The 24,539-nt window shown below is 43.4% G+C and carries 24 protein-coding genes, 1 riboswitch and 1 other annotated feature; all 24 genes read left to right on the top strand.

Going from position 1 to position 24,539, the window contains the following annotated elements; translation table 11 throughout:
* The first annotated feature begins 20 nt into the window (after positions 1-20).
* Positions 21-797 (top strand): RNA-binding protein, encoded by a 777-nt coding sequence (locus ACRRMM_RS06625; RefSeq protein WP_076821750.1) that lies wholly within the window; start codon positions 21-23, stop codon positions 795-797.
* A 26-nt stretch (positions 798-823) separates the two neighbouring features.
* Complete coding sequence (locus ACRRMM_RS06620) at positions 824-1,318, top strand: DivIVA domain-containing protein (protein WP_008344947.1); 495 nt, start codon at positions 824-826, stop codon at positions 1,316-1,318.
* Positions 1,319-1,377: 59 nt separating this feature from the next.
* Positions 1,378-1,615 (top strand) — a binding site (T-box leader).
* Between the two features lie 59 nt (positions 1,616-1,674).
* The gene (gene ileS, locus ACRRMM_RS06615; protein ID WP_048001581.1) at positions 1,675-4,440 is read left to right on the top strand and encodes an isoleucine--tRNA ligase; all 2,766 of its coding nucleotides are present in this window, start codon (positions 1,675-1,677) and stop codon (positions 4,438-4,440) included.
* 160 nt (positions 4,441-4,600) lie between these two features.
* On the top strand, positions 4,601-4,975 hold the full coding sequence (locus ACRRMM_RS06610; protein WP_046527252.1) for a TraR/DksA family transcriptional regulator: 375 nt from the start codon (positions 4,601-4,603) through the stop codon (positions 4,973-4,975).
* 94 nt (positions 4,976-5,069) lie between these two features.
* Positions 5,070-5,537, top strand: a complete 468-nt coding sequence (gene lspA / locus ACRRMM_RS06605) for a signal peptidase II (RefSeq protein WP_144684325.1) — start codon at positions 5,070-5,072, stop codon at positions 5,535-5,537.
* Positions 5,534-6,448, top strand: a complete 915-nt coding sequence (locus ACRRMM_RS06600) for an RluA family pseudouridine synthase (protein ID WP_007499719.1) — start codon at positions 5,534-5,536, stop codon at positions 6,446-6,448. The genes lspA and ACRRMM_RS06600 overlap by 4 nt, the downstream gene beginning before the upstream one ends.
* 170 nt (positions 6,449-6,618) lie before the next feature.
* The gene (gene pyrR / locus ACRRMM_RS06595) at positions 6,619-7,161 is read left to right on the top strand and encodes a bifunctional pyr operon transcriptional regulator/uracil phosphoribosyltransferase PyrR (RefSeq protein WP_007499718.1); all 543 of its coding nucleotides are present in this window, start codon (positions 6,619-6,621) and stop codon (positions 7,159-7,161) included.
* A gap of 155 nt (positions 7,162-7,316) precedes the next feature.
* On the top strand, positions 7,317-8,645 hold the full coding sequence (locus ACRRMM_RS06590; protein WP_017359351.1) for a solute carrier family 23 protein: 1,329 nt from the start codon (positions 7,317-7,319) through the stop codon (positions 8,643-8,645).
* Positions 8,646-8,775: 130 nt separating this feature from the next.
* Complete coding sequence (locus tag ACRRMM_RS06585; RefSeq protein WP_041090575.1) at positions 8,776-9,699, top strand: aspartate carbamoyltransferase catalytic subunit; 924 nt, start codon at positions 8,776-8,778, stop codon at positions 9,697-9,699.
* Positions 9,683-10,969 (top strand): dihydroorotase, encoded by a 1,287-nt coding sequence (locus ACRRMM_RS06580; RefSeq protein ID WP_017367207.1) that lies wholly within the window; start codon positions 9,683-9,685, stop codon positions 10,967-10,969. Before ACRRMM_RS06585 ends, ACRRMM_RS06580 begins: the two co-directional genes overlap by 17 nt.
* Complete coding sequence (locus ACRRMM_RS06575) at positions 10,966-12,060, top strand: carbamoyl phosphate synthase small subunit (RefSeq protein ID WP_019743288.1); 1,095 nt, start codon at positions 10,966-10,968, stop codon at positions 12,058-12,060. The genes ACRRMM_RS06580 and ACRRMM_RS06575 overlap by 4 nt, the downstream gene beginning before the upstream one ends.
* Complete coding sequence (carB, locus tag ACRRMM_RS06570) at positions 12,045-15,260, top strand: carbamoyl-phosphate synthase (glutamine-hydrolyzing) large subunit (protein ID WP_098680336.1); 3,216 nt, start codon at positions 12,045-12,047, stop codon at positions 15,258-15,260. The genes ACRRMM_RS06575 and carB overlap by 16 nt, the downstream gene beginning before the upstream one ends.
* Positions 15,257-16,033 (top strand): dihydroorotate dehydrogenase electron transfer subunit, encoded by a 777-nt coding sequence (locus tag ACRRMM_RS06565; protein ID WP_007499709.1) that lies wholly within the window; start codon positions 15,257-15,259, stop codon positions 16,031-16,033. Before carB ends, ACRRMM_RS06565 begins: the two co-directional genes overlap by 4 nt.
* Complete coding sequence (locus ACRRMM_RS06560) at positions 16,027-16,959, top strand: dihydroorotate dehydrogenase (RefSeq protein ID WP_057079571.1); 933 nt, start codon at positions 16,027-16,029, stop codon at positions 16,957-16,959. Before ACRRMM_RS06565 ends, ACRRMM_RS06560 begins: the two co-directional genes overlap by 7 nt.
* Positions 16,931-17,635 (top strand): orotidine-5'-phosphate decarboxylase, encoded by a 705-nt coding sequence (gene pyrF, locus ACRRMM_RS06555; RefSeq protein ID WP_216099269.1) that lies wholly within the window; start codon positions 16,931-16,933, stop codon positions 17,633-17,635. The genes ACRRMM_RS06560 and pyrF overlap by 29 nt, the downstream gene beginning before the upstream one ends.
* 7 nt (positions 17,636-17,642) lie before the next feature.
* Positions 17,643-18,281 (top strand): orotate phosphoribosyltransferase, encoded by a 639-nt coding sequence (gene pyrE / locus ACRRMM_RS06550; protein ID WP_182489143.1) that lies wholly within the window; start codon positions 17,643-17,645, stop codon positions 18,279-18,281.
* A 158-nt stretch (positions 18,282-18,439) separates the two neighbouring features.
* Positions 18,440-18,542, top strand: a riboswitch (SAM riboswitch).
* Between the two features lie 74 nt (positions 18,543-18,616).
* Positions 18,617-18,763 carry a YezD family protein gene (locus ACRRMM_RS06545; protein WP_008344920.1) on the top strand — a complete coding sequence of 49 codons (147 nt, stop codon included), beginning with the start codon at positions 18,617-18,619 and terminating at the stop codon, positions 18,761-18,763.
* 45 nt (positions 18,764-18,808) lie between these two features.
* Positions 18,809-19,510: a phosphoadenylyl-sulfate reductase gene (locus tag ACRRMM_RS06540; protein WP_008344917.1), complete on the top strand. Its 702-nt coding sequence runs from the start codon at positions 18,809-18,811 to the stop codon at positions 19,508-19,510.
* Positions 19,511-19,523: 13 nt separating this feature from the next.
* A complete protein-coding gene (locus ACRRMM_RS06535) occupies positions 19,524-20,588 on the top strand; it encodes an inorganic phosphate transporter (protein WP_025207309.1) in 1,065 nt (354 codons plus the stop codon).
* 57 nt (positions 20,589-20,645) lie between these two features.
* Positions 20,646-21,782: a sulfate adenylyltransferase gene (sat, locus tag ACRRMM_RS06530; RefSeq protein ID WP_008344912.1), complete on the top strand. Its 1,137-nt coding sequence runs from the start codon at positions 20,646-20,648 to the stop codon at positions 21,780-21,782.
* A gap of 13 nt (positions 21,783-21,795) precedes the next feature.
* Positions 21,796-22,389 (top strand): adenylyl-sulfate kinase, encoded by a 594-nt coding sequence (cysC, locus tag ACRRMM_RS06525; RefSeq protein ID WP_008344911.1) that lies wholly within the window; start codon positions 21,796-21,798, stop codon positions 22,387-22,389.
* 28 nt (positions 22,390-22,417) lie between these two features.
* The gene (gene cobA, locus ACRRMM_RS06520; protein ID WP_024720329.1) at positions 22,418-23,173 is read left to right on the top strand and encodes a uroporphyrinogen-III C-methyltransferase; all 756 of its coding nucleotides are present in this window, start codon (positions 22,418-22,420) and stop codon (positions 23,171-23,173) included.
* 76 nt (positions 23,174-23,249) lie between these two features.
* Positions 23,250-24,035 (top strand): sirohydrochlorin chelatase, encoded by a 786-nt coding sequence (locus ACRRMM_RS06515; protein WP_144740265.1) that lies wholly within the window; start codon positions 23,250-23,252, stop codon positions 24,033-24,035.
* Positions 24,016-24,519, top strand: a complete 504-nt coding sequence (locus ACRRMM_RS06510; protein ID WP_057079569.1) for a precorrin-2 dehydrogenase/sirohydrochlorin ferrochelatase family protein — start codon at positions 24,016-24,018, stop codon at positions 24,517-24,519. Before ACRRMM_RS06515 ends, ACRRMM_RS06510 begins: the two co-directional genes overlap by 20 nt.
* The last annotated feature ends 20 nt before the right edge of the window (positions 24,520-24,539 follow it).

The following is a 24,539-nucleotide window of genomic DNA, read 5'->3' as shown; positions in this document are numbered from 1 at the left end:
TTACATAAAAGGGGAACAAAATGAGCGATATTTATCAACATTTCAGAAAAGACGAACAGCCATTTGTCGACCAAGTATTAGGCTGGAAAAACATCGCACTCGATCAATATCGAATGAAATTAACAGATTTTCTTGATCCGCGTGAGCAGTTCATTACCCAGTCCGTGATTCAGCATTCTGATGAACTCGGTCTCATGTTTTTTGGCGGTTATGAGGAAGCGGAGCGGAAAAGGGCTTTGATCTATCCTGACTATTTAGCACCGACCATACAGGAATTTGAACTGACTTATTTTCAGGTGAACTATGCGAAAAAGTTTATTTCGATAGAACACCCCAACCTTCTCGGTTCGCTCATTGGGACAGGCCTGAAGCGTCAAAAATTCGGTGATTTGTTGTTTTCAGAGGACAACGTGCAATTTATTTGTACAAGCGATGTTGCCGATTTTGTTCGGGCTCAGCTGACGCATGTCGGCAGAGCATCTGTTTCATTAGAGGAAATTAGCAAGGCAGATCTTCAGCCAGTCATCAGCAAAACCGATATCAAAGAAGATACGATTTCTTCACTGCGGCTTGACGCTGTATGTGCTGCTGTCAGCCGTCAGTCTCGGCAAAAAGCACAGCTTTTGGTCAAAAATGGTCTTGTCAAAGTCAACTGGAAAGTCACTGAAGACCCTTCCTTTACAATTGGTGAAGGTGATCAGCTCTCTGTCAGGGGATTTGGCCGCTTTAGCTTAAAAACAATTGATGGGAAGACAAAAAAAGATAAATTCAAAGTAACATTTGAGCTTCTGACATAACGAATTTGAATCTGGAGGTGGCAAGATTGCCATTAACACCTAATGATATTCATAATAAAACATTCACAAAAAGTTTTCGCGGCTATGACGAAGATGAAGTAAATGAGTTTTTAAGCCAAGTACGTAAAGATTACGAGATCGTACTTCGCAAAAAGAACGAGCTTGAAGACAAAGTCAACGAGCTTGATGAAAGACTAGGCCATTTTGCAACAATTGAAGAAACATTAAACAAATCCATTCTTGTGGCGCAAGAAGCAGCAGAAGACGTGAAGCGTCATTCTGATAAAGAAGCGAAATTGATCATTCGTGAAGCTGAGAAAAATGCAGACCGTATTATCAACGAAGCGTTATCAAAATCAAGAAAGATTGCTATGGAAATCGAAGAGCTCAAGAAACAGTCGAAAGTCTTTAGAACTCGTTTTCAAATGCTCATCGAAGCTCAGCTTGATCTTCTGAAAAATGATGATTGGGATCATTTGCTGGAATATGAAGTTGACGCTGTCTTTGACGAAAAAGAATAAGCGCATCATCTTGACATGACGTGCTCATGTTGCATATAATACCATCATAAATTAACAAGAGATAAACGTTTGAAAGGGACACTCGCAGCGGTTACATGCGTAATAAAGCGAATCAGGGACGGTGGAAGCCTGACATTACGAAACGCTGCAACGAGATCACCCCTTTAGTTCCTTTTCTGAAATGAATGAGTAAGAAAAGGCGTCAGATCACGTTACGATTTTAGAGTGGATAAGCGGCAATTTCAAAGCGCTTGTCTAAAAGGGTGGTACCGCGAGACAAGCCTTCTCGTCCCTTATGGGATGAGAGGGCTTTTTTTATTGTTTTTTAATACGAATTTGCATGTGGAGGAATAGGTATGAACTACAAAGACACCTTATTAATGCCAAAAACAGAATTCCCGATGAGAGGGAACTTGCCGAACAAAGAGCCTGAAATCCAAGAGGAGTGGGCAGAAAAAGACATCTATCAAATGGTTTTAGAGCGGACAAAAGGACGCCCGACCTTTATTTTGCATGATGGACCTCCATATGCGAATGGTGACATTCATATGGGGCACGCACTCAATAAAATCCTCAAAGATTTTATTGTCCGTTTTAAATCAATGAATGGATTCCATGCACCGTACGTACCGGGCTGGGATACACATGGCTTACCGATTGAAACAGCCCTTACGAAAAATAAAAAAGTCAAACGCAAAGAAATGTCGACAGCAGAATTCCGTAAACTATGTGAGGAGTATGCTTGGAAACAAATCGAAGGTCAGCGCAATCAGTTTAAACGTTTGGGCGTAAGAGCAGACTGGGACAATCCATATGTGACATTGAAGCCTGAATACGAAGCGCAGCAAATTCTTGTCTTTGGTGAAATGGCGAAAAGAGGCTATATTTACAAAGGTCTTAAGCCTGTTAACTGGTCTCCATCAAGTGAATCAGCACTTGCTGAAGCAGAAATTGAATACAAGGACAAACGTTCACCATCGATTTACGTATCATTTAAAGTGAAAGATGGCAAAGGCGTACTTGAAAACGGCGAGCAGTTCATCATCTGGACAACAACACCTTGGACACTTCCTGCAAACCTTGGCATTTGTGTACATCCAAACCTAGAGTACAGCGTGCTTCAAGTGGGTGCTGAGCGATTTGTCATCGCATCTGAGCTAGTTGAACAAGTGGCAAAAACACTTGGCTTTGAAGAGTACGAAGTTGTGAAAACCTTAAAAGGTAAAGAATTAGATAAGGTCGTTGCAGCACATCCAATTTACGATAGAGATTCTCTTGTGATGCTTGGCGATCACGTCACAACAGATGCAGGAACAGGCTGTGTTCACACAGCGCCAGGTCACGGGGAAGATGACTTTATCGTAAGTATGAAGTACGGTCTTGATGTGTTATGTCCAGTAGATGAAAAAGGTGTGATGACAGAAGAAGCACCTGGTTTTGAAGGACTATTCTACGAGGATGCCAATAAAGCCATCACAGAACAGCTTGAAGCAAAAGGCGCATTGAAAAAGCTCGACTTCATCACGCACTCCTATCCGCATGACTGGAGAACGAAAAAACCAACAATTTATCGTGCAACTGCTCAGTGGTTTGCTTCCATTAAAGATTTCAGAGAAGCGCTATTAGATAATATTAAAGAAACGAAATGGGTTCCAGCTTGGGGCGAAACGCGCCTGTTCAATATGGTACGTGACAGAGGTGACTGGTGCATTTCAAGACAGCGTGTATGGGGCGTTCCAATCCCAGTCTTCTATGCTGAAAATGGTGAGCCAATCATCACAGATGAAACGATTCAGCACGTCTCTCAATTATTTAGAGAACATGGCTCGAATATTTGGTTTGAAAAAGAAGCAAAAGAATTATTGCCTGAAGGCTTTACACATCCAGGCAGCCCGAATGGTGAATTTACAAAAGAGCAAGATATCATGGATGTATGGTTTGATTCTGGTTCTTCTCACCAAGCGGTATTAGAAGAACGAGATGACCTTGTTCGTCCGGCAGACCTTTACCTTGAAGGTTCTGATCAATATCGCGGCTGGTTTAACTCATCTTTATCTACAGCAGTTGCTGTCACTGGAAAAGCGCCATATAAAGGTGTTCTCAGCCATGGCTTTACGCTTGATAAAGAAGGGCGCAAGATGAGTAAATCATTAGGCAATACGATTGATCCGACGAAAGTGGCGAAGCAGCTTGGTGCGGAGATTCTTAGACTTTGGGTATCTTCTGTCAACTATCAAGCCGATCATCCAGTGTCTGACGACATTTTAAAACAAGTCGCAGAAGTTTATCGTAAAATCCGTAACACGTTCCGCTTCTTGCATGGTAACCTGTTTGACTTTGATCCAGCAGTCAATGCAGTACCGGTCGAAGAGCTTCGCGAAGTGGATCAATATATCTTAATCAAATTAAACAAATTGATTGATAAAGTGAAAAAAGCTTATGATGATTACGAATTTGCGGTTGTCTATCATGCCATCCACAACTTCTGTACGATTGAGCTTAGCTCTTTCTATCTCGATTTTGCAAAAGATGTGGTATACATTGAGCATGCGGATCATCTAGACCGCCGCAGCATGCAGACGGTCTTCTACGAAACATTAATGGCGTTAGTGAAGCTAACAGCACCAATTCTTCCGCATACAGCAGATGAACTATGGAGCCACTTAAGCTTTGTTGAAGAGCCAAGTGTTCAGTTAACAGATATGCCAGAAGGTGTAGCTGTTCCTCAAGCAGAAGCGACGGAAGTGAAGTTTGACCGCTTTATGGAAGTACGTGACGATGTGCTAAAAGCGCTGGAAATTGCGCGTAATGAGAAAGTCATCGGACGTTCACTTGAAGCGAGTGTGACCCTTTATGCAACAGAGGAAGTGAAAAACCTTCTTGCATCCATTAAAGAAGATGTGAAGCAGCTGTTTATCATTTCTGAGTTAACAGTAGAAGATGAGAAGCATGCAGACGCATCAGCGCCTGAATACACATCAGGACGTATTGTTGTTCAAAAAGCAGAAGGCGAACTGTGCGAACGTTCCCGCATTATTTCAAAAGATGTTGGCGCAAATCCAAAATACCCAACATTGTCACTCAAAAATGCTGAAATTGTGGAGAAATATTACCAGAATTAACAGCACGATATCACCAACTAGCGCCCCGCATATAGCGGGGCGTTTTTGATATAGAGAAAATGACAGCGTTTAGAACGAAAGGAAAAATCTTATGGCTTTAAAGTGAACAGGCGGGGCAACAATATGATTATCACGACAGGGCAGGAGTTGAAACAGCGACATGAATGGCGATCTAGAGACGATTTACATGGAACTCCTTCAAATGAGAGAAGAACTGCAATCGAAACTGTTTGAATATGCATCATTGCGTTCACCCGCTGAACATGTCACTTTTGATCAAGCAAAAACGACCACGCTTCTTTATCACATCAAAGAAGAACTGCAAGATGTTTCGCTCGCGATTGCAAAAATTGAACAAGGAACTTATGGCATATGTGAGGCGACAGGGCATACAATGCCCATTGAACAAATGAGTATTCTTCCGACAGCTCGTACGACTGACGACTTTTTATATCATAAGCAATACGAGAAAAAAGCATTCACCCCTTATCCTCACGAATCAAACGATTCTCATTTTGAAGCCTTCCACATGTAGGGAGGTTTTTGTCTGTCAACTAAAGTTTCTTTACTCCTTCCTGTTTTCTTGATAAAATGCATAAAGACCAAAGTATGAAGATGGAGGAACGTGTGTGTTCTATTACATAATCGCATTCGTGATAATTTGTTTAGATCAATTAACAAAATGGCTCATTGTCAAACATATGATGCTCGGTGATTCTATTTCTGTGATTGATGGCTTCTTTTACATCACATCCCACCGAAATTCAGGAGCCGCATGGGGGATTCTCCAAGGACAAATGTGGTTTTTCTATGTGATCACACTCGTTGTTATTGCAGGAATTGTTTATTATTTGCAAAAACATGGACAAAAGGACAAGCTACTTGGCGTAGCGCTTGCCTTAATGCTTGGCGGAGCGATTGGAAACTTTATTGACCGTATTTTCCGTCAAGAAGTGGTTGATTTTGCTCATTTCGTATTTGGGGATTATCATTATCCAATCTTTAATATCGCAGATTCCTCTCTATGTGTGGGGGTCATTCTGCTCTTTATTCAAATGCTGTTAGATGGAAAGAAAAATAAGGAGTCAACTACATGAATCAAGTAAACATTGCCGTTTCAGAAGAACAAACGAGTGAACGGCTTGATAAATTTTTAAGCACAACTGAACCAGAATGGTCAAGAACCCAAGTCCAGCAGTGGGTGAAAGATGGGCTCATCGAAGTAAATGGAAAACAAGTGAAGGCCAATTATAAAGTACAAGCTGGAGATCAAATCAAAGTAGAGATTCCAGATCCAGAAGCACTAGATGTAGAAGCGGAATCAATGGATCTTGATATTTATTATGAGGATGAAGATGTACTAGTGGTCAATAAACCAAGAGGAATGGTCGTTCATCCAGCACCAGGACATGTGACAGGTACTCTTGTTAATGGCCTCATGGCTCATTGCAATGATTTGTCAGGCATTAATGGTGTGATGAGACCAGGAATTGTCCACCGGATTGATAAAGATACGTCAGGGCTTTTAATGGTCGCAAAAAATGATATGGCGCATGAATCACTCGTCAATCAGCTGGTGGCGAAAACGGTCACTAGAAAATACACAGCCGTTGTTCATGGTATCATTCAGCATGATACTGGAACGATTGATGCACCAATTGGTCGAGACAAAAAAGATCGCCAAAGCATGACGGTCACAAAAGAAAATGCAAAGCAGGCAGTCACTCATTTTGATGTGATGGAGCGCTTTAAAGACTTTACCGTTGTAGAATGCCGCCTTGAAACAGGAAGAACCCACCAAATTCGTGTTCATATGAAATACATTGGTTATCCTCTTGCCGGAGATCCAAAATACGGCCCGAGAAAAACGGTTGATTTCAATGGACAACTGCTGCATGCAGGCGTGTTAGGATTTGATCATCCTAGAACAGGAGAATATATGGAGTTTACAGCTCCAATTCCAGCTGATATGCGGGGCTTTATCGATTCATTAAGAAATAACGATTGACAGGCCGTTCTTTTTTTGAAATAATAAACGAAGAAATTGAGATTCTTTAAAACAGTCCAGAGAGGCTGAGAAGGATAACGGATCAATTTGTGCACGAGTATGCACAAATGAGCGCCCCTCTCTGCCCTTTGCAGAAGGGGCTTTTTATTTGTCAAAAAGAGGTGTAAAAGATGGAACAAAAAGCAGTCATTCTTGATGAACAAGCGATAAGACGAGCGCTTACCCGTATTGCACATGAAATGATTGAGCGCAACAAAGGGATGAAGGATGTCATCCTAGCCGGGATCAAGACAAGAGGTATTCATCTTGCAAAGCGCCTTGCAGAGCGCATCGAGCAAATTGAAGGAAACCCAGTGACTGTGGGTGAACTTGATATTACGCTATACCGTGATGACCTGACAAAAAAGACAGAGAACCAAGACCCGCTTGTCAAGGGTGCAGACATCCCAGCTGACATTAATGACAAAACACTCATTGTCGTTGATGATGTGCTGTTCACAGGTAGAACCGTCAGAGCGGCTATGGATGCGCTTGTGGATGTAGGAAGACCATCTTCCATTCAGCTAGCTGTTCTAGTCGACCGGGGACACCGGGAGCTGCCGATTCGGGCAGATTATATCGGGAAAAACATCCCGACATCAAAAGCAGAGACAGTCATGGTTCAGCTCAATGAAGTAGATCAAAACGACCTTGTCGCTATATATGAAAAATAACCTTTTTAAATGCATTCCAGAGAGTTTGCAAAGAGGGCAATAACAGAGACACCGAGCACACGACTAAAGTGACGTGTACGGTTTTTCTAGGCCTCTTTGCGCATACTCGCAAAGAGGCTTTTTTAATGAAAAAGGACACATCTAGGAGGAAAATCATGAGTCAGCAAAAAGCCAATTTAGGCATTCGAGATATCCCAAAACCGTTCACATGGCTGTCACTCAGCCTGCAGCACTTGTTTGCCATGTTTGGTGCAACCATTCTTGTACCAAAGATCATTGATATGAGCCCAGCCGTTGCGCTCATCTCAAGCGGGGTTGGAACCATTGTGTACTTAATCATCACAAGAGGGCAGATTCCGGCGTATCTTGGATCGTCCTTTGCCTTTATCGCCCCTATCTTGAATGTAAAAGCCACCGGCGGCCCTGGAGCCGCAATGGTAGGTGCCTTTATGGCTGGTGTGGCATATGCACTCATCGCATTATTTATCAAATGGCTTGGCACAGGCTGGCTAATGAAGCTTCTGCCGCCTGTCGTTGTAGGACCCGTCATTATGGTCATCGGACTCGGACTCGCTGGAACAGCTGTTAACATGGCGATGTACGTGGATCCGAATGCAAAGGAGCTTGTTTACAGCCTGAAGCACTTAATGGTTGCAGGCTTCACACTCGCTGTCACCATTATTAGTATGATCTTCCTAAGAGGATTCCTTAGCTTGATTCCAGTCTTAATCGGCATTATCAGCGGCTACCTCTTTGCCTTAACACAAGGCATTGTGAACTTCCAGCCGGTCATTGCTGCAAAATGGTTTGCTGTACCAGACTTTGTTGTACCATTTGTCGACTATACTCCTGCTGTGACCTTAAGCATACTCACAGTGATGGTGCCAGTTGCCTTTGTGACCATGTCTGAGCACATCGGCCATCAAGTCGTGTTAAGCAAAGTTGTTGGACAAGATTTTATTAAAAAACCAGGTCTTCATCGCTCCATTTTAGGAGACAGTGCGGCGACAATCTTCGCTTCACTCATCGGCGGACCTCCAACAACGACTTATGGAGAGAACATTGGTGTCCTTGCGATCACAAGAGTGTTCAGTATCTTCGTTATCGGCGGAGCAGCGGTGTTTGCGATCTGCTTCGGCTTTGTTGGGAAAATTTCAGCATTAATCAGTACAGTACCATCCGCGGTTATGGGGGGCGTTTCGTTCCTGCTCTTTGGAATCATAGCCTCAAGCGGACTGCGAATCCTGATTGATCATAAAGTGAATTTTGAAGAAAAGCGCAATCTCATTATCGCATCAGTCATCTTAGTCATTGGAATTGGCGGGGCATTCATTGAGGTGAAACAAATCAATCTGACGCTGTCAGGAATGGCACTCGCTGCCATTACTGGCGTCCTGCTAAACCTGATTCTGCCGCATCAAAAGGCAGAAGATGATGAGTCAAATGAATCGAATACCGAAAACCTTTTAAAAGAAGTCCAGTGAGGCTGACAAGGGTTCTAAACGGAGCAGAACGTGCGAAAGCACCCCTGCTTCTTTTGGAGAACCCTAAGCTGCCGAGGCTTAGGGTTTTTTTGAACCTGAAAGTGATGAAAAACTAGAGGGGGCAGAAAAAATGAATGATTTATCGACAATGAGCAGCTTGTCAAAGGAAGAAATTTTACAGCTGATTGAAGAAGCATGTGCATTGAAAAAAGGGAAACAGGAACATGGTTTAGCAGGTGAGTTTGTAGCGAACCTCTTCTTTGAACCAAGTACAAGAACGCGTTTTAGCTTTGAGGTGGCAGAGAAGAAACTTGGAATGAATGTGCTGAACCTAGACGCAGCAAGTACCTCTGTTCAAAAGGGAGAGACCCTTTACGATACAGTGAAAACACTTGAATCCATCGGAGTTAAGGCATGTGTCATCAGAGACAGTACAGACGAATATTACAAAGAGCTGATTGGGAAGGTCGGGATTCCAATCATTAATGCGGGAGATGGCTGCGGTCAGCATCCTACCCAATCATTGCTGGACTTGATGACGATTTATGAAGAGTTTGGCGGTTTTGAAGGCTTAACGATCTCGATTCATGGTGATATCAAACATAGCAGGGTGGCAAGGTCCAATGCTGAAGTCCTCGCAAGACTAGGAGCGACAGTGCTCTTTTCAGGACCAGCTTCTTTCCAAGATGAACAAAACCCTCATGGAACGTATGTCGAAGTGGACGAAGCCATGAAGCGGTCTGACGTGGTGATGCTGCTGAGAATTCAGCATGAAAGGCACTCAGAAAAGATGGGCAATGAGGGTTACTTATCGACTTATGGATTAACAGTAGACAGGGCAAGCAAAATGAAAGAAAGAGCGATTATTATGCATCCAGCACCAGTAAATAGAGGTGTTGAAATAGATGATTCATTAGTAGAGTCAAAACAGTCAAGGATTTTCAAACAAATGGAAAATGGTGTGTATATCCGAATGGCTGTGTTAAAAAGGGCTTTTCAAAATAGCAGACTACATCAAAAAGGGAGAGATTCTGTCTATGTCATATCTCATTAAAAACGGTTTTATCTTATCAAGCACAGGGGAAAGAGTGCAGCAGGATATTAGGGTAGAAGGAAAAGTGATTCAAGCAATGGGTCACTTAGAAAGAGAAGACGGAGAAGAAGTCATTGATGCAGCAGGGCTATTTGTATCACCAGGTTTGATTGATCTGCATGTGCATTTAAGAGAGCCAGGCGGCGAGAAAAAAGAAACCATTGAAACAGGTTCTAAGGCAGCAGCAAGAGGCGGGTATACGACCATTGCAGCAATGCCGAATACACGACCAGTTCCAGATACAAAAGAACAAATGGAATGGCTGATGAATCGAATCAAAGAGACCTCCTCTGTAAGAGTACTGCCATACGCTTCCATCACGACGAGACAAATTGGCGAAGAGATGACGGATTTTGCAGCGTTAAAAGAAGCGGGCGCATTTGCCTTTACGGATGACGGTGTTGGTATTCAAACCGCAGGCATGATGTACGAAGCAATGAAAAAGGCAGCAAGCCTTGATCAAGCCATAGTGGCGCACTGTGAAGATAACTCACTCATTTATGGAGGATGCGTTCATGAAGGAGACTTTTCAAAAGCAAATGGGTTAAACGGGATACCGTCAATTTGTGAATCGGTGCATATTGCAAGAGATGTCCTCTTAGCAGAAGCAGCGAATTGTCATTATCATGTATGTCATATCAGTACAAAGGAATCCGTCCGAGTGGTACGCGATGCAAAAAAAGCAGGCATTCGTGTGACGGCTGAGGTCTCTCCACATCACCTGCTCTTATGTGATACAGACATCCCAGGTCTTGACACAAACTATAAAATGAATCCGCCGCTCAGAGGAGCAGAAGATCGCGAGGCACTGATCGAGGGGCTTTTAGATGGCACGATTGATTTTATCGCCACAGACCATGCACCGCATACAGAAGAAGAAAAGAACGAAACGATGCAGAGGGCACCTTTTGGGATTGTTGGACTTGAAACAGCGTTCCCGCTTCTGTACACACGTTTTGTGAAAACAGGGGAATGGACATTAAAAGAACTTGTTGATTATATGACCATCAAACCAGCAGAAGCCTTTGCTCTTCCATACGGAAAGCTGGAAGAAGGTCAAATCGCTGATATCACACTGATTGATTTAAACAAAGAAATGGCAATTGACAAAAAAAGCTTCTTATCTAAAGGACAAAATACACCGTTTGACAAATTGACTGTATCAGGATGGCCGGTCATGACACTTGCATCTGGGAAAGTCGTTTATGAAGAGGGGAGACTAGTAAAATGAAGAGACGCTTAGTGCTAGAAAACGGAACAGTATTCGAAGGAACAGGCTTTGGTAGCTTAGAACCGTCAGTCGGAGAAGTCGTCTTTAACACAGGGATGACAGGCTATCAAGAGATTTTGTCTGACCCGTCGTACTGCGGACAAATTGTCACACTCACTTACCCGCTGATCGGCAACTACGGCATTAACCGTGATGATTTTGAATCGATCACACCGTTTGTGAAAGGGCTGATCGTGAAAGAGCTTTGTGAAAAGCCTTCAAACTGGCGCTCTTCATACTCACTTGATGAGTATTTAAAAATGAAAAATATCCCGGGTCTTAGCGGCATTGATACACGCAAGCTCACGCGCATGATTCGAAGTGCAGGTACATTAAGAGGAGCTTTTGCAGGACCGGATGAACAAGTAGAAGACGTTGTGAGCCGCCTTCAAACAATGCAGCTGCCAACAGATCAAGTAAGCCAAGTATCTGTGAAAAATGCGTATCCAAGTCCAGGAAGAGGCAAAAGAATTGTGCTTGTCGATTTCGGCATGAAGCATGGCATTTTGCGCGAACTCAATAAGCGAGATTGTGATGTCATTGTGGTGCCATACAATATCACGGCAGATGAAGTATTACAGTTAAAACCAGATGGCATCATGCTGTCAAACGGACCTGGGGATCCAGTCGATGTGCCAGAAGCGGTTGAAATGATTCAGCAGCTGATTGGAAAAGTGCCACTCTTTGGTATCTGCCTAGGACACCAGTTATTCGCGCTTGCGTGCGGCGCAAGTACAGAAAAAATGAAATTTGGGCATAGAGGATCCAATCATCCAGTCAAAGAACTAGCAACTGGCAAGGTAACTCTGACGTCTCAAAACCACGGTTACACGGTTAGCGCCATTAATGAAGACGTGCTTGAAGTCACACATATTGCGCTAAATGACAACACCATTGAAGGATTAAAACATAAAGAAGCACCAGCATTCACTGTTCAGTATCACCCAGAAGCATCACCGGGTCCAGAAGATGCGAACTACTTATTTGACGAGTTCATGGACATGATTCATACAACTGAGAAAGAAGGGGAAGAAGTATGCCAAAACGCGTAGATATCAAAAAGATTTTAGTGATCGGTTCAGGTCCAATCATCATCGGTCAGGCAGCGGAGTTTGACTATGCAGGCACACAGGCTTGTTTAGCGCTAAAAGAAGAGGGCTATGAAGTCGTTCTTGTGAACTCTAACCCTGCGACGATCATGACAGATACAGAAATGGCCGATAAGGTATACATCGAACCACTGACACCAGAATTTTTAACACGAATCATTCGAAAAGAACGTCCTGATGCGATTCTGCCAACACTTGGCGGACAAACTGGATTGAACCTTGCTGTTGAATTATCAGATCTTGGTGTACTCGCTGAATGCGGTGTTGAAGTACTAGGCACCAAGCTGTCAGCTATTCAAAAAGCAGAGGACAGAGATTTATTCCGTAATCTAATGAATGAATTAAATGAACCTGTACCAGAAAGTGAAATCATCCATAACCTTGAAGAAGCGATGGCATTCACAGATCAAATCGGTTTCCCAGTCATTGTTAGACCAGCCTATACACTAGGCGGAACAGGCGGCGGAATTTGTACAAATGAGCAAGAATTAAAAGAAATCGTCGAGAATGGACTGAAGTTAAGTCCGGTGACACAATGTTTGCTTGAAAAAAGTATCGCAGGCTTTAAAGAAATTGAATATGAGGTCATGCGTGACAGCGGAGATCATGCCATTGTGGTTTGTAACATGGAAAACTTTGATCCTGTCGGCATCCACACAGGTGACAGTATCGTTGTGGCACCAAGTCAAACGCTAAGTGATCGTGAATATCAGCTGCTTCGTAATGTGTCACTCAAGCTGATTCGTGCACTTGGCATTGAAGGCGGATGTAACGTACAGCTGGCGATTGATCCAGACAGCTTCCAATACTATATTATCGAAGTAAACCCGCGCGTGAGTCGTTCTTCTGCTCTTGCGTCTAAAGCAACTGGATATCCAATTGCAAAACTTGCAGCGAAAATCGCAGTTGGCCTAACACTTGATGAAATGATGAACCCTGTCACAGGTAAAACATATGCAGCGTTCGAGCCAGCACTTGACTATATTGTTTCAAAAATCCCGCGCTGGCCGTTCGATAAATTTGAATCTGCCAACAGACGACTTGGAACACAAATGAAAGCAACGGGTGAAGTCATGGCGATTGGCCGCACATTAGAAGAGTCTCTTTTAAAGGCTGTTCGTTCACTTGAAGCGGATGTGCATCACATTGAATTAAAAGACGAAGCGGACATTACAAACGAAGTGCTTGAAAAGCGGATTATCAAAGCAGGAGATGAACGTCTGTTTTATATCGCTGAGGCGCTAAGAAGAGGCTATACTGTCGAACAGATTCATGAATTCTCGAAAATTGATTACTTCTTCCTCCATAAACTGGAAGGCATCATCGCTTTTGAAAAGACACTAAAAGAAAACAAAGGCAATGTAGACGTTTTAAAAGAAGCGAAAGAAAAAGGTTTCTCAGATATTTATATTAGCCGCGAATGGAATATGAATGAGGCAGATGTCTATAACCTAAGAACAGAAGCAGGCATCGTTCCTGTGTATAAGATGGTGGACACATGTGCGGCAGAATTTGAATCAGAAACACCGTATTTCTACAGCACATATGAAGATGAAAATGAATCCGAACGAACAGAGAAGAAAAGTGTCATCGTGCTAGGCTCAGGTCCAATCAGAATCGGACAAGGAGTAGAATTCGATTATGCGACCGTTCATTCAGTGTGGGCAATCAAACAAGCAGGCTATGAAGCCATTATTATTAACAACAACCCTGAAACCGTCTCAACAGACTTTAGTATTTCAGATAAGCTCTACTTTGAACCACTCACTGTAGAAGATGTGATGCACATCATCGACCTTGAACAACCAGAAGGTGTCGTTGTTCAGTTTGGCGGACAAACAGCGATTAACTTAGCAGATGAATTATCAAATAGAGGGGTTAAGATACTTGGAACATCGCTTGAAGACCTTGACCGCGCGGAAAACCGTGACAAGTTTGAACAAACATTAGAAACTCTCGGCGTGCCGCAGCCAAAAGGTAAGACAGCAACGTCTGTGCCAGAGGCAGTAGCGATTGCGAATCAAATCGGTTACCCCGTGCTTGTCCGTCCTTCCTATGTATTAGGCGGCCGTGCAATGGAAATTGTGTATCAAGAAGCTGAGCTCCTTCACTACATGGAGAATGCGGTGAAAGTCAATCCGCAGCACCCAGTCCTCATTGACAAGTATTTGACAGGAAAAGAAATTGAAGTAGATGCTGTGTCTGACGGAGAAACGGTTGTCATACCAGGCATTATGGAACACATTGAAAGAGCCGGAGTTCACTCTGGAGACTCGATTGCGGTCTACCCTCCGCAAACTTTGTCTGAGGACATCAAAGCGAAAATCGCAGAATACACGATTAAACTCGCAAAAGGCCTTAACATCATTGGGCTTTTGAACATTCAATTTGTGCTATCAAAAGGTGAAGTGTATGTACTTGAAGTGAATCCGCGTTCAAGCCGGACTGTCCCATTCTTAAGTAAAATTACAGGCATTCCAATGGCGAACTTAGCTACAAAGGTTATTTTAGGAGAAAAACTGAAAAACTATGGCTACCAAGAAGGGCTTCATGTTGAGCAAGAAGGCGTATATGTGAAAGTTCCAGTCTTCTCTTTTGCAAAACTAAGAAGAGTAGATATTACACTAGGGCCTGAAATGAAATCAACAGGTGAAGTCATGGGGAAAGATGTCACAATCGAAAAAGCCCTCTACAAAGGGTTGATTGCATCAGGCATTCAAATTCCAAAAGACGGAACGGTGCTCCTGACAGTGGCTGATAAAGATAAAGAAGAAGGACTTGAGATTGCAAGAAGATTCCATTCCATCGGCTATCATATTTTAGCAACAGAAGGAACAGCGAATTACTTAAAACAAGCCTCTATTCCATCAAGTGTTGTCGGCAAAATAGGAGAAGAAGGAAAGAATCTGCTGGATGTCATTCGAAATGGTGAAGCCCAATTTGTCATCAACACCTTAACAAAAGGAAAACAGCCGGCAAGAGACGGCTTTAGAATTAGACGTGAATCTGTTGAAAATGGTGTCGCTTGCTTAACGTCACTAGATACAGCGGAAGCGATTTTAAGAGTGCTAGAGAGCATGACATTTAGAGCAGATGAAATGCCAGAAGTGAAAACGAATGCTGAGGTGACAGTAACGATATGAAAAAAGCATACTTGACGGTCGTCTCAAACCGAGAGATCGCTGATCATATTTACGAAATGACATTAAAAGGTGATCTTGTTGAATCCTTTCAAACAGCTGGACAGTTTCTTCATATAAAGGTCAGTGAATCCATGACACCGCTGCTGAGAAGACCGATCAGTATTGCCAACATTCATGCCGAAAAGCAAGAAGCAACCATCATTTACCGCGCAGAGGGAGAGGGCACAAAGCTCCTTTCCCAAAAGCGGGCGGGAGAGTCAGTCGATGTTTTAGGACCGCTTGGAAACGGCTATGACCCTTCAGTCGTTCAGGCCGGACAGACCGCATTATTAGTCGGTGGAGGAATCGGTGTGCCTCCGTTATATGAACTGTCTAAGCGGTTAACGAAAAAAGGCGTCATCGTAAAACATGTTCTCGGTTTTCAATCGAAAAAGGATGTATTTTATGAGGAGAAGTTTCAAGCACTCGGAGATACGTTTATCGCAACCGTTGATGGGACATATGGTTCGAAAGGTTTCGTGACAAATGTCATTGAAGAGAATGAGCTGGACTTTGATGTCTTGCTTTCCTGTGGACCGACACCTATGTTAAAAGCACTAAAAGACTCTTATCCCGATAAGCCTGTTTATATTTCAATGGAAGAACGAATGGGCTGCGGAATCGGTGCATGCTTTGCTTGTGTCTGTCATACCGATCAGCACGAGAAACCGTACGTTAAAGTTTGTCTGGATGGACCTGTTTTTAAAGCGGAGGAGGTGGCGCTATCATGCTAAACATCGAATTACCCGGCTTATCTTTAAAAAATCCAATCATTCCTGCATCAGGCTGTTTTGGATTTGGAAAAGAATTCGCATCATTATATGACCTTTCCTTGCTGGGCGGCATCATGATTAAAGCCACGACCCTTGAAACGAGATTTGGCAACCCGACACCGAGGGTAGCTGAGACAGGAGCCGGTATGCTGAATGCGATTGGTCTCCAAAATCCAGGTCTAAAAGGCGTGCTTGAACATGAATTACCTTGGCTTGAGCAGTTCGATACCCCTATTATTGCCAATGTTGCTGGATCACAAGTTGATGATTATGTTGAAGTAGCAAAGCAAATTAGTCAAGCAAGCAATGTTCACGCCCTTGAACTGAATATCTCGTGTCCGAATGTGAAAACAGGCGGAATTGCCTTTGGGACCGATCCAGAAATGGCGGCCACATTGACAAAAGCCGTCAAGGAAGTTTCCTCCGTTCCTGTTTATGTGAAGCTGTCACCTAATGTAGCCAATATCGTTGAGATTGCTAAAGCGATTGAATCGGCTGGAGCGGATGGACTCACCATGATCAATACCTTGATTGGGATGCGTTTAGATTTAAAAACAGGCAAACCCATTCTTGCCAATAAAACAGGCGGATTATCAGGTCCTGCTGTAAAACCTGTTGCCATCCGAATGGTGCATGAGGTCAGTCAGGCCGTTTCTATTCCGATTATTGGGATGGGCGGGGTGCAAAGCGCTGAAGATGTACTTGAATTTTTACTAGCTGGCGCAAGTGCGGTAGCTGTTGGGACAGCCAATTTTGTGAACCCATTTATTTGCCCGGAAATCATTGATGAACTGCCGAATGTGTTAGCGGCTTATGGGTATTCATCTGTAGAGGAATGCATCGGAAGGAGCTGGAAACATGAAGCACTTGCCCATCATCGCGCTTGATTTTCCATCAGGACAGGAGGCGCACGCCTTTTTAGATCGTTTTGAAGGCACTCCATTATTCGTAAAGGTTGGCATGGAGCTGTTTTACCAAGAAGGTCCTGCCATTATTGACGCACTGAAAGAAAAAAATTGCCGTATTTTCCTTGATCTGAAGCTTCATGACATTCCAACAACCGTGCAAAAAGCGATGAACAGGCTTGCTGCACTTGGTGTTGATTTGGTGAATGTGCATGCAGCCGGCGGGAAAAGAATGATGCAGGCGGCCGTAGAGGGGCTTGAAAGCGGAACCCCTGCCGGCCAAAATCGCCCGGGCATCATTGCAGTGACCCAGCTGACAAGCACGTCAGAAGATATGATGAAAAAAGAATTACTAATTGACCGCCCATTGCAAGAGGCTGTGCTTCATTATGGACAATTGGCATATGAAAGTGGACTTGATGGTGTGGTGTGCTCTGTTCATGAATCAAAACAGCTTCATGAACAAATCTCTCCCTCCTTTCTCACTGTCACACCAGGAATTCGCTTACCAAATGATCAAACGGATGACCAAAAGCGTGTGGCGACACCTGCCTTTGCCAAAGAGCAGGGTGTTTCACAGATTGTTGTGGGAAGATCGATCACAAAAGCCACAAACCCAGTGGAAGCTTATCAACAAATTTTGAAAGAGTGGGAGTGACTGCCGGATGAAAACGAAAATTGCGAAGCATTTATTACAAATCAAAGCTGTCTCTTTAAAACCAGACGAACCATTTACATGGGCGAGCGGTATCAAATCACCGATTTACTGTGACAATCGCCTCACCTTGTCTTATCCTGAGGTCAGAGGAGACATTGCGGAAGGTTTAAAAGACTTGATTCTCACTCATTTTGAAGAAGCGGACGTTGTCGCAGGTACAGCTACAGCCGGCATTCCTCATGCGGCATTAGCAGCTGATCGTCTGAATGTACCGATGTGTTATGTAAGAAGTAAACCAAAAGCACACGGAAAAGGAAATCAAATTGAAGGAGCCGTATCACCTGGACAAAAGGTGGTTGTCGTAGAAGACCTCATCTCAACTGGAGGCAGCGTTCTTGAAGTTGTGGCTGCGCTAGAAGAAGAAGGCTGTGACGTACTCGGAGTTGTTGCGATCTTCACTTATGGACTGCCAAAAGCAGCTGCGGCTTTTCAAGAGAAAAACATTCCCTATGTCACGCTGACAGACTATGACACACTGACAGAAGTGGCACTTGAGCTAAAAGCAATTGAGCCTTCTGCTATGAATAAACTAAAACGCTGGAGACAGGATCCTTCGTCTGAATCTTGGATGGAAGAAACGGTCTAAAAAGCTTGTCTTGTTTTAAAAAAGCTGTGCTGCGCTGCACAGCTTTTTATTTGGTTAAAAATAGTAAAATAGACTCAAATTTAAATAAAAACTAATCCTATCAATAAAGTCGGGTTGACTTTTGTTTGAATTGTGTTAATATTTAATACAAATTAAAACTCTTATCCAGAGAGGTGGAGGGACTGGCCCGATGAAGCCCGGCAACCTGCGATTTGCAAGGTGCTACTTCCTGCAAAATGATTCTATTTTGAAAGATAAGGAAATCGTGAGCTTCCTCATCTTTCTTTCGGACTGAAAGAAAGTTTTTTTATTTTAACGGTGAGGAGGAAGAGGAGATGGAACTGAAACAAAACCAGGATGAGGACTTAGTGAAGCATATGCAAGAGCTGATTGGGGATATGAAATTCGGTTCAATTACGTTGATCGTTCAGGACGGTCAAGTGATTCAAGTGGAAAAAAATGAAAAAATCAGATTAAAGTAGTGCGGAGAATAGCAATAGAAGCAGTACTCCGGAAGGGGAGAAACAATGTTAACTTATGAAAATTGGCAAGAGCCGTCCATTACATTTCAAGAGGACGATTTGTATAAAGGGGCCCTATCTGTGCTGAAATGGGCGTACGGCCACTATGGTGATCAGCTCGTTTATGCATGCAGTTTTGGCATTGAAGGCATTGTCCTGATCGATCTTATTGCGAAAGTAAAAAAAGATGCAAGAATTGTCTTTTTAGATACAGGTCTGCATTTCAAGGAAACATACGACACCATTGATGCAGTGAAGGAAAGATATCCTGGGCTAGACATCGTGCTGAAAACACCTGAGCTGACGGTGGAAGAGCAGAATGAGCAGCATGGTGATAAATTATGGGAAACGAATCCTCAAAGCTGCTGCCATATGAGAAAGGTCATTCCATTGCAAGAGGCACTATCTGGCTATCCGGCATGGCTGTCTGGTTTAAGAAGAGAGCAGTCGCCTAAACGAGCAGGTACGAACTTCTTAAATAAGGATGAAAAATTCCAATCAGTCAAAGTATGTCCGCTCATCCACTGGACGTGGAAGGACATATGGAGATATGCGTCTAGAGAGGATCTTACTTATAATCCGCTGCATGACCAAGGATATCCAAGCATCGGGTGTGCACCTTGTACACAGCCGGCATTTACTGCTGATGATTTGCGTTCTGGAAGATGGTCAGGGACAGCAAAGACTGAGTGCGGATTACATGAGTAAGGGAGCATAATGTATGGAAATCGCCGCAATTTTATTTAGCTTATTCTTTGCTTTAAATATTGGCGCAAGCGGAGCAGCCGCTTCGATGGGCATCGCATATGGTTCAGGTGCGATCAAAAAGCCAATATACGCGCTCAGCGTTTGTGCAGTTGGAATATTAGCAGGTTCAGTGATTGGCGGCGGTGAGGTCGTCAAAACGATTAGCTCCGGGATTATGCCGGAATCTGTCATCACACTTGAAATTGTGTGTATCATCATTGGCTCGGCCGCATTATCACTTTTCATAGCGAACCTCTTGGCCATTCCTTTATCCACAAGTGAGGTCACAGTAGGAGCTGTGGTCGGTGTGGCAGCCGCATATAAAGTGCTGTATGTGAAATCGATCTTAGTCATTGTCTCTTTTTGGGTGATTATTCCGATTGTTGCCTTTGTTTTTACCTTTGTTGTTGTCAAAATCATCAGATTGTTCCCTAAACGAACATTATCCAAAAAAGGTACATTGATCTTATCTGTTGTTTTGATTATCAGTGGGTTTTTAGAAGCATTTTCAGCCGGAATGAACAATGTCGCCAATGCGGTCGGCCCGCTTGTCGCGTCAGGTGTTTTAACAGTCGGGCAAGGAACCCTTTACGGCGGAATCTTTGTGGCCATTGGGGCGCTGCTTCTAGGAAGAAGGGTACTAGAAACAAACGGAAAGAAAATTACACGCTATCAAACGGGTGAAGGCATTCTATTATCGAGCACCGGTGCAGGACTTGTCATCGTCAGCTCTATATTCGGACTCCCTGTTCCCCTTACTCAAATTACCTCCTCGTCCATTATTGGGCTTGGGATGGCAAAGGGTGGACCGAACATTTTTCATAAACATGTTGTGAAAAAAATGCTGAAGGTATGGGTTGTGTCACCTTTCTTATCACTTAGTCTATCTTATTTGCTGGTAAGCCTTTTCTTAAAAGGAGACTATTACTCTATCTTTATCATGATGAGTGTACTGCTTGCTTCACTAGGTGCACTGAGTCTTATGAAGGCAGTTAAAAATGAGAGCAGCTCGATTCATGAACAGGGCGGCGGGATTTAAATATAAATCCGACTATTAACATCTAATAAATATGAACATTGAGAGGAAGATGAACAAATGAGTTTAACACCACATGGTGGCGTATTAATTAATCGAGTAAATGAAGAATTTGATCTAAGCACAGCTGCTAAAGAAATTGAGCTGGATGCCATCTCTTTTGCAGACCTTGAACTCATCGCAATTGGCGGGTATAGTCCAATTGAAGGGTTTTTAACGAAAGCTGATTATGAAGCAGTTGTCAGCAGTATGCGACTAGCAAGTGGTGTCGTTTGGTCTCTTCCGATTACTTTGCCTGTCACAAAGGAAAAAGCAGCGGAGATCAATCAAGGTGACATTGTTCGTCTATCGTATAATGGAACAGTATACGGGGTCATTGAGGTGGAAGATCAATACACACCTGATAAGGAAAAAGAAGCAGTGAATGTGTATAAAACAGATGACCGCAATCACCCAGGCGTGAAAAAATTATTTGAACGCGGTGATACGTATATTGGTGGTAAAATTACACTGACGAAACGCAGCGAAAAACCTTTCCCGCAATTTACGTATGAGCCAGAAGAAACAAGAAAACATTTTAAAGAAAACGGCTGGAAAACCATTGTCGGTTTCCAAACGAGAAACCCAGTCCATCGTGCGCATGAATACATTCAAAAGACAGCACTGGAAACAGTGGATGGTCTATTTCTAAATCCACTTGTTGGTGAAACAAAATCTGATGATATTCCAGCAGATGTAAGAATGAAAAGTTATCAAGTGTTACTGAACGGTTATTACCCGAAAGACCGCGTCTTTTTAGGTGTTTTTCCTGCTGCCATGCGTTATGCTGGACCAAAGGAAGCGATTTTTCATGCGCTTGTGCGTAAAAATTATGGCTGCACACATTTTATTGTCGGCAGAGATCATGCAGGTGTTGGTGATTATTACGGGACATACGAAGCGCAGGAGCTATTTGAACAATTTACAAGCGAAGAAATTGGGATCACACCATTAAAATTTGAGCACAGCTTTTACTGCAATACATGTGAAGCCATGGCAACACCAAAAACATGCCCACATGATAAAAGCGAACATGTCATTCTCTCAGGTACAAAGGTCAGAACGATGCTGAGAAATGGTGAATTACCACCGAGCACGTTCAGCCGAAAAGAAGTCATTGAAACATTAATCGAAGGATTAAAAACGACGGTATCTTAAAGGAGGATATGACATGAGCAACGAACATATCGTGTGGCATGATTCATCTATTACTAAAAAAGAATATCAACAGAAAAACAACCATACAAGCGGAATCATTTGGCTGACAGGTCTAAGCGGTTCAGGTAAATCGACGATCGCCAACGCAGCGGCTCGAGAGCTGTTTGAACAGGGGTATCAAGTGACAGTTCTTGATGGCGATAACGTACGCCATGGACTCAATAAAGACTTAGGCTTTTCAGATGACGACAGAAAAGAGAACATTCGGCGCATCGGTGAAGTGGCGAAATTATTTGTTGAGCAAGGAACGATTGTCATTACTGCTTTTATTTCACCATTTCAAGAAGACCGCCAAATCGTAAGACAGTTAGTCGAAGACGGAGAATTTCACGAAGTGTTTGTGAAATGTGATCTGAACGTGTGTGAAGAGCGTGATCCAAAGGGATTATATAAAAAAGCAAGAAACGGCGAAATTCCATTTTTCACGGGAATCGATTCACCATACGAAGAGCCAGCTGCGCCTGAGCTCGTCCTAGATACAGGTGAATTATCACGCGAGGAGTCAAAACAGCGCCTTGTTGATTATGTAAAGGATAAAACGAAATAATCGCCTGATGGCAGGGGGAGAAAGCAAGATGGGGAAAGTATACATTGTTGGTGCCGGACCGGGTGACCCAGACTTAATTACGCTAAAGGCCCATAAGGCAATACAGCAGGCAGATGTCATTTTATATGATCGTCTTGTCAATCAAGAGATTCTTGCCCATGCCAAACCGGAGGCGGAGTTGATCTATTGCGGCAAACTGCCGAATCATCATACGATGAGACAGGAAGCGATTAATGAAGCACTTGTTGCTCATGCGAAGGAAGGGAACATAGTCGTTCGTCTAAAAGGCGGTGATCCCTTTGTATTTGGCCGTGGCGGTGAAGAAATCGAATGCTTAGCTGAGCATGGTATTCCGTATGAAGTTGTCCCGGGGATTACTTCTGGCATTGCAGCCGCTGCTTATGCAGGCATTCCAGTCACGCACCGAGAATTCAGCTCGAATGTTGCGTTTGTAACAGGGCATTATCAAAAGGATGAACATTTTGAAGAAAAGTGGGAAGCGCTGGCGACGGGGATTGATACCCTTGTCATTTACATGGGCGTCAAAAACGTGGAAAGAGTCCAGCGGCTGCTTTTGAAGAATGGGCGTAATCCTGAAACCCCAGCTGCGTTTATTCACTGGGGAACGACCACAAGGCAAAAGACGACTTGCTGCACGGTGGCGACACTATCTAAAACGGTTGAAAAAGAAGGGATCGAGCACCCAAGTTTAATCGTGGTAGGAGATGTCGTTCACTTTCATCAAAAGTTGAACTGGTTTGAACCAGCACTGATTGAGAAATGAAAACAAAGATGAAAAGACACGTGTGGACATCGTGTCTTTTCGTCTGAATAAAACTAAGGTCGCAAGGAGGAGTCAAATGAAACAAGCTGTCCTTTATGTTGGGCATGGAAGCAGGGTAAAAGAAGCACAGGATAAAGCCATTTCTTTTATGAAAAGCTGTATGCCGTTAGTGGAAGCAGATATCCAAGAAATTTGTTTTTTAGAGTTGACGGACCCTTCAATCGAAGAAGGGTTTGAGACTTGCGTACAAAAAGGAGCAACCCACATTGCGATCGTCCCGCTCCTCCTTTTAACTGCCATGCATGCCAAATCAGATATTCCAGATGAGATTGTGAAAGTACAAAAACGTTTCCCACAAGTGAAAGTGACATATGGAAGACCTATAGGCGTGAACCAAGAAGTCACGAAAGCGGTTATCGCAAGAATTGAAGAAGCTGGATACAAGGGAGAGCGCGCAAAAATTCTCTTAATTGGCCGTGGAAGCTCTGATCCAGATGTAAAGCGGGATGTGTTTGGCATTGTAGATGATGTCCGAAGCATGCTGCCTTGTGCAGAGGTTTTTCCGTGTTTTATTACAGCGTGTGAACCGAATTATCGTGACGTCTTAGCACAGTTAACAGTAGATGACGATACGCCTGTCTATCTCGTGCCTTATCTTTTATTTACCGGCATTTTAATGAAAGAGATTGAGAATGAAGCGAATCAGGCGAGAGAGCGGCTGCGAGATGTCCGTGTCTGCCGGTATATTGGGTTTCATCCCCATGTAAAAGCAGCTTATATTGAACGTGTGCAGGAAACGATCTTAAACAAAGAGGATGCGTTTCGTTTTCAAGGAGAAAGCCATGCTTCCAGTTCATCTTGATCTAACCAATAAACACGTGCTAATTGCCGGCGGTGGAAGGATTGCGGCTAGAAGGACGAGTGCGCTATGCATGGAGCCATGCAGCATAACCATTGTGAGCCCTGACATTTGTGATGAAATGGCGAATCTTATTGAGACATATCAGCTGACTTGGAAGAAAAAGAAAGTTGATGCGGAAGATGTAAAGGATGCATTTTTGATTGTCGCTGCTACAGACGATCCTTCAGTAAACGAGTGGATGACGCAATCAGCGCTTCCTCATCAGCTCGTCAACTGTGTGAGCCAGTCAGAGCTTGGCAATGTGATTGTGCCAAAGGTTGTGAGGGCAGGAAAAGTGACAATCTCTGTATCTACGAGTGGTGCAAGCCCAGCCCGCACTAAACAGCTGGCTGCGGCCATTGAGACCTTGCTTGAACAAGAGGACGTAGATGCACTCGATGAGCTCTATATAGAAAGAAAAAAACGACAAAGAAAAAGCCGATAAAATCTCATCCAAAGATTTAA

The sequence above is a fragment of the Bacillus sp. XT-4 genome (assembly GCF_050864245.1).
Classification (GTDB): Bacteria; Bacillota; Bacilli; order Bacillales; family Bacillaceae; genus Bacillus; species Bacillus altitudinis.
Note: the sequence above shows the minus strand (reverse complement) of the source record. Positions and strands in the feature narration are given on the sequence as shown.

What these genes read in the sequence shown, in the direction of transcription:
- ACRRMM_RS06600 (WP_007499719.1), top strand. Translation starts at nt 5,534, where the DNA reads ATGAATCAAGTAAACATTGCCGTTTCAGAAGAACAAACGAGTGAACGG.
- carB (WP_098680336.1), top strand. Translation starts at nt 12,045, where the DNA reads ATGCCAAAACGCGTAGATATCAAAAAGATTTTAGTGATCGGTTCAGGT.
- ACRRMM_RS06590 (WP_017359351.1), top strand. Translation starts at nt 7,317, where the DNA reads ATGAGTCAGCAAAAAGCCAATTTAGGCATTCGAGATATCCCAAAACCG.
- pyrF (WP_216099269.1), top strand. Translation starts at nt 16,931, where the DNA reads ATGAAGCACTTGCCCATCATCGCGCTTGATTTTCCATCAGGACAGGAG.
- cysC (WP_008344911.1), top strand. Translation starts at nt 21,796, where the DNA reads ATGAGCAACGAACATATCGTGTGGCATGATTCATCTATTACTAAAAAA.
- ACRRMM_RS06510 (WP_057079569.1), top strand. Translation starts at nt 24,016, where the DNA reads ATGCTTCCAGTTCATCTTGATCTAACCAATAAACACGTGCTAATTGCC.
- ACRRMM_RS06560 (WP_057079571.1), top strand. Translation starts at nt 16,027, where the DNA reads ATGCTAAACATCGAATTACCCGGCTTATCTTTAAAAAATCCAATCATT.
- ACRRMM_RS06545 (WP_008344920.1), top strand. Translation starts at nt 18,617, where the DNA reads ATGGAACTGAAACAAAACCAGGATGAGGACTTAGTGAAGCATATGCAA.
- ACRRMM_RS06515 (WP_144740265.1), top strand. Translation starts at nt 23,250, where the DNA reads ATGAAACAAGCTGTCCTTTATGTTGGGCATGGAAGCAGGGTAAAAGAA.
- cobA (WP_024720329.1), top strand. Translation starts at nt 22,418, where the DNA reads ATGGGGAAAGTATACATTGTTGGTGCCGGACCGGGTGACCCAGACTTA.
- ACRRMM_RS06535 (WP_025207309.1), top strand. Translation starts at nt 19,524, where the DNA reads ATGGAAATCGCCGCAATTTTATTTAGCTTATTCTTTGCTTTAAATATT.
- pyrE (WP_182489143.1), top strand. Translation starts at nt 17,643, where the DNA reads ATGAAAACGAAAATTGCGAAGCATTTATTACAAATCAAAGCTGTCTCT.
- ACRRMM_RS06610 (WP_046527252.1), top strand. Translation starts at nt 4,601, where the DNA reads ATGAATGGCGATCTAGAGACGATTTACATGGAACTCCTTCAAATGAGA.
- ACRRMM_RS06565 (WP_007499709.1), top strand. Translation starts at nt 15,257, where the DNA reads ATGAAAAAAGCATACTTGACGGTCGTCTCAAACCGAGAGATCGCTGAT.
- ACRRMM_RS06580 (WP_017367207.1), top strand. Translation starts at nt 9,683, where the DNA reads ATGTCATATCTCATTAAAAACGGTTTTATCTTATCAAGCACAGGGGAA.
- ACRRMM_RS06585 (WP_041090575.1), top strand. Translation starts at nt 8,776, where the DNA reads ATGAATGATTTATCGACAATGAGCAGCTTGTCAAAGGAAGAAATTTTA.
- pyrR (WP_007499718.1), top strand. Translation starts at nt 6,619, where the DNA reads ATGGAACAAAAAGCAGTCATTCTTGATGAACAAGCGATAAGACGAGCG.
- ACRRMM_RS06575 (WP_019743288.1), top strand. Translation starts at nt 10,966, where the DNA reads ATGAAGAGACGCTTAGTGCTAGAAAACGGAACAGTATTCGAAGGAACA.
- ACRRMM_RS06540 (WP_008344917.1), top strand. Translation starts at nt 18,809, where the DNA reads ATGTTAACTTATGAAAATTGGCAAGAGCCGTCCATTACATTTCAAGAG.
- ileS (WP_048001581.1), top strand. Translation starts at nt 1,675, where the DNA reads ATGAACTACAAAGACACCTTATTAATGCCAAAAACAGAATTCCCGATG.
- sat (WP_008344912.1), top strand. Translation starts at nt 20,646, where the DNA reads ATGAGTTTAACACCACATGGTGGCGTATTAATTAATCGAGTAAATGAA.
- ACRRMM_RS06625 (WP_076821750.1), top strand. Translation starts at nt 21, where the DNA reads ATGAGCGATATTTATCAACATTTCAGAAAAGACGAACAGCCATTTGTC.